Here is a 6,573-nt window from a genome sequence, read left to right as displayed (position 1 = left end):
ATGAAGTTCCTGCCGCGGATCAAACAGTCCTGCGATGCGGTCGTGAACATCACCACGGGCGGCGGGCACGGTATGAGCCTGGAAGAGCGGCTGGCGGCTGCGTTCACAGCCAGCCCGGAGATGACATCGCTCAATATGGGGTCGATGAATTTCGGACTGTTCCCGATCCTCGACAAGATGAAGGACTTCCAGCATGCGTGGGAGCCTCAGTTCCTGGAAAACTCCCGCGATTTCATTTTCCGCAACACCTTCAAGGATATCGAATACATCCTGAAAGAGCTCGGCGAGGGCCATGGCGTGCGCTTCGAGTTCGAATGTTATGACGTCGGCCATCTCTACACGCTGGCGCATTTCGCAGATCGCGGTCTGGTGAAGCCGCCGTTCTTCGTGCAGACGATCTTTGGCATTCTTGGCGGCATCGGCGCGGATGAGGAAAACCTCATGCATATGCGCCGGATCGCCAACAAGCTGTTCGGCGACGATTACGAATGGTCCGTGCTGGCGGCCGGCCGTCACCAGATGAACTTCTGCACCATGGCGGCGATGCTCGGCGGCAATGTCCGTGTCGGGCTGGAGGACAGCCTGTTCATCTCCAAGGGCAAGCTGGCCGAGAGCAACGCGGATCAGGTGGCCAAGATCCGGCGCATTGTCGAGGATCTGTCGCTTGAGGTCGCCACCCCGGCGGAAGCCCGGGAGATGCTGGCGCTCAAGGGCGGCGATATGGTGAAGTTCTAGATCATATGTCCGCGACACTTGATATTACCGGCACGACCCGTGTTTACGGTGTGATTGCCGATCCGATCGTGCATGTCCGCGCGCCGATCGTCTTCAATCCCCTGTTCGAGGCCAGATGCACGGATGCCGTCATGGTGCCCGTGCATGCTCCGGCGGACCGGCTGGAGGCTGTGCTTGATGGATTGAAGGCACAGCCAAACTTTGGCGGGCTTGCGGTTACCGTTCCGCACAAGCTTACGATTATGGAGCTCTGTGACGAGGTCGGTCGGCAGGGAAAACTTCTGGGGGCGGTCAATGTCGTCCGGTTCGACGAAGACCGCCGGATGATCGGGGACAATTTCGACGGTGCGGGATTTGTCGCCGGCATGCGTGCTGAAGGGCATGAGGTCACCGGACGTTCCGTACTGCAACTGGGGGCGGGTGGAGCAGGGCGGGCCATTGCCTTCGCCCTGGCAGATGCCGGTGTCTCCAGGCTCATCATCCATAACAGGACGCGGGCAAAGGCCGAGGAGCTGGCTGCGGCTGTTTCTGCCGCTTATCCGGAGGTTCCTGTGTCGGTCGGAGCAGCGGATCCCGATGGTTGCGAAATCGTGGTCAACACCACGTCGGCCGGATTGCATGAGAGTGACCCGCTGCCGATTGAGGAAAAGTTTCTCCAGCCGGATTTGCTTGTGGCTGAGATCATCATGATTCCGGAGCGTACACGGCTTCTCGAATCAGCTCTGGCCAATGGCTGCAAAGTTCAGTTTGGCCGGCACATGCTGGATAAACAGATTGATTTGATTGGCGGATTTCTGGGCTGTTTTCAGTAAAGTTTGACGCGGACGCACCATGGGGTACACAAATGCACGATAATTCGAGCTGATTTCTGCGTAATATGCCGAAATCAGCGGACGGCAACTCGGTGCGGCACTGTGTCGATAGGTAGTCTATGAGCAAAGATGCGGCAAAGGCGGACCTGGGGCGAATTCGTATCGCGCTCTGTGGTAAAAATCGGCAGGTCTTGCTTCCGGTTCGCTCCGAGCTGATGAGTCTTGGCTATCTCAATACAGAATGGATCCGTTCCGATGACGAATTGCGCCGCTGGGCGCAATCCGGGATTCCGGATCTGATTGTCGCAGATCATGAATTGGATGACGGTGCCGGGATCCAGACCGTGAAGGATATCCGGAGCGGAGATCTGGGAGAGAACCCCTTTGTCGTCACGATCATGACGACGTGGGCGAATGATCCGGATTCTGTTCGCGCTGCGATCAATAGCGGTGTGGATGACTTGATCGTTGCTCCCTATTCGACAGGGCAGTTGCTCGAACGCATCCAGAAAATGATCACGGATCGCAAACCGTTCATCGTGACCAGTGACTATGTCGGACCGGAACGGCGGCGGGACCCGAGCCGGAAGAGTGAGATTCCGACATTTCAGCCGCCGAATACGCTTCGCATGCATCAGGACGGAGAGAAAATCGATTCGACGACTCTCCGGGAGCAGATTGCGAAGAGCAATACGGAGATCACGGAAGAAAAACTGCGCCGCATCGGCTTCCAGATTTCCTTCCTGGTCGACCTCATTCTGCCGGAGTTCGGTGTGGGAGAGTTCGATCTGGAACTGACCACTAACCTGAACCGTCTGGCCTCAATGAGCGGGGAAGCGGTTCAACGGCTTGAGAATACGAAGTACGAGCCGGTGTCCCAGCTCTGCAAATCTTTGCACAAGCTGTCGAGCCGGATCGCGGCGGAGCCGGAAAAAGCCGCTCCGGATGATGTTGAACTGCTGAAACCCCTGGCGCGTGCGATCCTTGAGGCTTTCTTCCCGAGCGAGCAGACCAGCGATCTCGTCGGGCAGATCAGCAGCGCGATATCCAGTTACAACGAACGGCGTACCCGGCCGGCTTCCTGAACCCGGAAACGAAAAGCCCCCGGCCGCACTGTGCCGGGGGCTTTGAGACGCCTTGATTTATGTAAGCCTTATCAGATCTTTGCGACGGCCCGTTTCGCCATCACGGTGATCAGGTGCGCGCGATAATCCGCGCTGGCATGGATATCCGCGTTCAGATCATCCGCGGAAACCTTAACATCGGCGATGGCATCGGCGGAGAAGCTGCCTGAGAGCGCGCTTTCCATTTCCGGTACGCGGAACACGCCATCCTGACCGGCACCGGTGACCGCAACGCGGATACCAGCCGGACCGTCTGCCACGAAGACACCAACCAGGGCATAGCGCGAAGCCGGGTTCGGGAATTTCACGTAAGCTGCCTTGCTCGCCACCGGGAAGGAGACCTTGGTGATGATCTCGTCTTCCTCGAGGGCCGTCTCGAACAGGCCGGTGAAGAAATCGTCCGCCGCAATATCACGCTGGCTGGTGTGGATGGTCGCACCGAGCGCGAGGCAGGCCGCCGGATAATCCGCCGCCGGGTCGTTGTTCGCGACGGAGCCGCCGATGGTGCCCCGGTTCCGCACCTGGGCATCGCCGATATGATCGGCAAGTTCCGCAAGCGCAGGCAGGGCGGATTTGATCTCGGCAGAGGCGGCGACCGCTGCGTGGGTCGTCATGGCGCCGATCGTGATGGTGCCGCCACTGACCGTGATGCCTTTCAGCTCCGCGATGCCGCCGAGATCGACCAGATCTGACGGGCTGGCAAGGCGCTGTTTCAGTGTCGGGATCATGGTCTGGCCGCCGGCGAGCAGCTTGCCATCATCCGCACCCTTCATGGCACTCGCCGCATCCGCGACGCTGGCCGGTTTGTGATGTTCGAACTCGTACATCGTTTTCGTCTTCCTTCCTGGCTTTCGCTACTCGGCGGCCTGCAGGGCCGACCAAACCTTTTCCGGCGTCGCCGGCATGCTCATGTCCCGTACACCACGGTCCCAGAGCGCATCGATCACAGCGTTGATGACGGCGGGTGGGGAGCCGATGGCGCCAACCTCGCCGACGCCCTTAACGCCGAGTGTGTTGTGGGTGCAGAGCGTGCCTTCGGTCGCCACATCGAATTTCGGCAGATTATCGGCGCGCGGCATCGTGTAGTCCATATAGGAACCGGTCACGAGCTGCCCATTGTCATCATATGCCGCATATTCAAGCAGTGCCTGGCCGATGCCCTGGGCGACTCCGCCATGCACCTGGCCCTCGACGATCATCGGGTTGATTACCCGTCCCACATCGTCCACGGCGGTGAACTTGATCACCTGGGTGACGCCGGTCTCCGGATCGATTTCGACCTCGCAGATATGGCAACCGCCGGGGAATGTGAAGTTTGCCGGATCGTAGAAGGCTTTCTCGTCCAGGCCCGGTTCCAGCTCGTCGTGCGGAAAATTGTGGGGCACATAGGCGGTGAGGGCGACCTCGCCGAAAGCCATGGAACGGTCGGTTCCGGCGACGGTGAAATTGCCGTCCTTGAACTCGATATCGTCGGCCGAGGCCTCGAGCACATGGGCGGCGATCTTCTTTGCCTTGTCGATGATCTTGTCCACGGCCCGGATCAGCGCCTCGCCACCAACGGCGAGGGAGCGGGAGCCATAGGTGCCCATGCCGAACTGTACCTTGTTGGTGTCGCCATGGCTGATCTCGATATTCTCCATCGGCAGGCCGAGCCGGTCGGAAACAAGCTGGGCAAAGGTGGTTTCATGACCCTGGCCATGGCTGTGAGAGCCGGTAAAGACCGTCACAGAGCCTGTCGGATGCACCCGGACCTCGGCTGACTCATAAAGCCCGGCACGGGCACCGAGAGAGCCGACAACGGCTGACGGTGCGATACCGCAGGCCTCAAGATAGGTGGAATAGCCCATACCCCGGAGTTTGCCCCGGCTGGCGGCCTCCGCCTTGCGGGCGGCGAAACCGGCAACATCGGCAAGCTTGGTGGCCGCGGACAGGGTGGCTTCATAGTCACCGCTGTCATATTGCAGGGCCACCGGCGTCTGGTACGGGAAGGCATCGGCCGGGATGAAGTTCCGGCGGCGGATTTCCACCTTGTCGATCCCGGTCTCGCGCGCGGCCTGATCGACGATACGCTCGATCAGGTAGGTCGCTTCCGGGCGGCCGGCACCGCGATAGGCGTCTACCGGCACCGTGTGAGTAAAGACGGCCTTCACATTGGCGTGGATCACCGGTGTGGTGTAGGTGCCGGCAAGCAGGGTCGCGGAGAGGTAAGTCGGCACACAGGGCGCGAAGGTGGAGAGGTAGGCCCCCATATTGGCCTGGGTCTGCACCTTCAGTGCGAGGAACTTGCCGTTGGCATCCAGGGCGAGCTCGGCGTGGCTGATCTGGTCCCGGCCATGCGCGTCCGAGATAAAGGCTTCGCTGCGATCCGCCACCCATTTGATCGGGCGGCCGACTTTCGGCGCGGCCCAGGTGACGATGGCTTCTTCGGCATAATGATAGATCTTGGAGCCGAAACCGCCGCCGACATCCGGCGCCACGACCCGGAGCTTGTGCTCGGGGATGGAGAGCACGAAGGCGCCCATCAGCAGACGGATGACATGCGGGTTCTGGCTGGTGGTGTAGAGCGTGTATTCACCGGTTGCCTTGTCGAACTCGCCGATCGCGGCGCGCGGCTCCATCGCATTCGGAACCAGCCGGTTGTTCACCAGATCGATCTTGGTGACGTGGGCGGCTTTGGATATGGCCTCATCGACAGCGGCCTCGTCACCGATTTCCCAGTCAAAGCAGAGGTTTGTGCCGATATCATCATGTACCAGCGCCTTGTCGGTAAGCGCGGCGGGCATGGTGGCCGCGGCAGGCAGAACCTCGTAGTCGACGATGATGTTCTCTGCTGCATCCTTTGCCTGGCTGTAGGTATCGGCGATGATGACGGCGACCTGATCGCCGACATACCGCACCTTGCCCTTGGCAAGCGGCGGATGCTCGGGCTCGAGCATCGGCGTGCCGTCCTTGGAATGGATCTGCCAGCCGCAGGGGAGGGAGCCGACCTGCATGTCCTCTCCGGTGAACACCGCGAGAACCCCGGGAGCGGCCTTGGCCGCGGAGCTATCGATAGACGTGATCCTGGCATGCGCATGGGGGCTGCGCAGGATATAGGCGTAGGACTGAGCCGGCCGATTGATATCGTCCGTGTAGTTGCCCTTGCCTGTCAGAAATCTGAAGTCCTCGACGCGCTTTACGGCGGCGCCTATGCCCGTACCCGTGGTTCCGTCCGGCATTCTATCCTCCCGTTTCGCATGGCAGTTTGTCTGCCTGTCTTTTGGAGCGTTTTATGCGTGATCTTTAAACCTGTGCCGCCTGTTGAACGGCTTTGACAATGTTGTGGTAGCCCGTGCAGCGGCAGATGTTGCCTTCGAGCCATTCGCGGATTTCGCCTTCGCTCGGCTTCGGATTCTTTTTCAGCAGATCGACGGCGCTCATCACCATGCCGGGGGTGCAGAAACCGCACTGCAGGCCATGGTTGTCGCGGAAGGCTTCCTGCATCGGGTGCAGCGTATCGCCGTTGGCGAGGCCTTCGATGGTTGTGACATCGGAGCCATCCGCCTGAACCGCAAGCATGGTGCAGCTTTTAACGGAATCGCCGTTTACATGTACGACACAGGCACCGCACTGGCTGGTATCGCAGCCGACATGGGTGCCAGTCAGGTGGAGCTGTTCGCGGATGAATTGAACAAGAAGGGTGCGCGGCTCGACTTCACCGCTGACAGACTTCCCGTTCACCGTCATGGATACGGTGGCCATAGGCTCTCTCCCAGTTATCTCTCCAAGGCGCCATTTGCCGGCTCCTGGACTTCAAGGTTCCGACTGTGTCGAATGTTTGGATATTTCGACTTCGAGGGTCAGTCTCTTCGCCGTTCGGTCCAAGGTCAAGCGAGGATCGGAGAAGCACTGAAATCCGGTAC

General features: G+C 60.0%; 6 protein-coding genes. 3 read left to right on the top strand and 3 right to left on the bottom strand.

Annotated elements, in window-relative coordinates; translation table 11 throughout:
- From AAC126_RS21325 to AAC126_RS21315, 3 genes are all read left to right on the top strand, one after another.
- The coding region (locus AAC126_RS21325; RefSeq protein ID WP_339857323.1) for a 3-keto-5-aminohexanoate cleavage protein at positions 1-735 on the top strand (735 nt) is incomplete at its 5' end.
- 5 nt (positions 736-740) lie between these two features.
- Positions 741-1,547 (top strand): shikimate dehydrogenase, encoded by an 807-nt coding sequence (locus tag AAC126_RS21320; protein ID WP_339857321.1) that lies wholly within the window; start codon positions 741-743, stop codon positions 1,545-1,547.
- Between the two features lie 119 nt (positions 1,548-1,666).
- Positions 1,667-2,632 (top strand): response regulator, encoded by a 966-nt coding sequence (locus tag AAC126_RS21315; protein WP_339857320.1) that lies wholly within the window; start codon positions 1,667-1,669, stop codon positions 2,630-2,632.
- A 71-nt stretch (positions 2,633-2,703) separates the two neighbouring features.
- Here AAC126_RS21315 and AAC126_RS21310 read toward each other — a convergent pair whose 3' ends face one another.
- From AAC126_RS21310 to AAC126_RS21300, 3 genes are all read right to left on the bottom strand, one after another.
- Positions 2,704-3,498, bottom strand: coding sequence for a xanthine dehydrogenase family protein subunit M (locus AAC126_RS21310; protein ID WP_339857318.1), 795 nt, complete (start codon positions 3,496-3,498; stop codon positions 2,704-2,706).
- Positions 3,499-3,525: 27 nt separating this feature from the next.
- Positions 3,526-5,889 (bottom strand): xanthine dehydrogenase family protein molybdopterin-binding subunit, encoded by a 2,364-nt coding sequence (locus tag AAC126_RS21305; RefSeq protein WP_339857316.1) that lies wholly within the window; start codon positions 5,887-5,889, stop codon positions 3,526-3,528.
- Positions 5,890-5,953: 64 nt separating this feature from the next.
- Positions 5,954-6,412, bottom strand: coding sequence for a (2Fe-2S)-binding protein (locus AAC126_RS21300; protein ID WP_339857314.1), 459 nt, complete (start codon positions 6,410-6,412; stop codon positions 5,954-5,956).
- Between the last annotated feature and the right edge of the window lie 161 nt (positions 6,413-6,573).

The organism is uncultured Nisaea sp., from assembly GCF_963974195.1.
In the GTDB taxonomy this organism is placed as follows: domain Bacteria; phylum Pseudomonadota; class Alphaproteobacteria; order Thalassobaculales; family Thalassobaculaceae; genus Nisaea.
The sequence above is the reverse complement of the archived record's forward strand: the minus strand, read 5'-3'. Positions and strand labels throughout refer to the sequence as shown.

What these genes read in the sequence shown, in the direction of transcription:
- AAC126_RS21320 (WP_339857321.1), top strand. Translation starts at nt 741, where the DNA reads ATGTCCGCGACACTTGATATTACCGGCACGACCCGTGTTTACGGTGTG.
- AAC126_RS21315 (WP_339857320.1), top strand. Translation starts at nt 1,667, where the DNA reads ATGAGCAAAGATGCGGCAAAGGCGGACCTGGGGCGAATTCGTATCGCG.
- AAC126_RS21310 (WP_339857318.1), bottom strand. Translation starts at nt 3,498, where the DNA reads ATGTACGAGTTCGAACATCACAAACCGGCCAGCGTCGCGGATGCGGCG.
- AAC126_RS21305 (WP_339857316.1), bottom strand. Translation starts at nt 5,889, where the DNA reads ATGCCGGACGGAACCACGGGTACGGGCATAGGCGCCGCCGTAAAGCGC.
- AAC126_RS21300 (WP_339857314.1), bottom strand. Translation starts at nt 6,412, where the DNA reads ATGGCCACCGTATCCATGACGGTGAACGGGAAGTCTGTCAGCGGTGAA.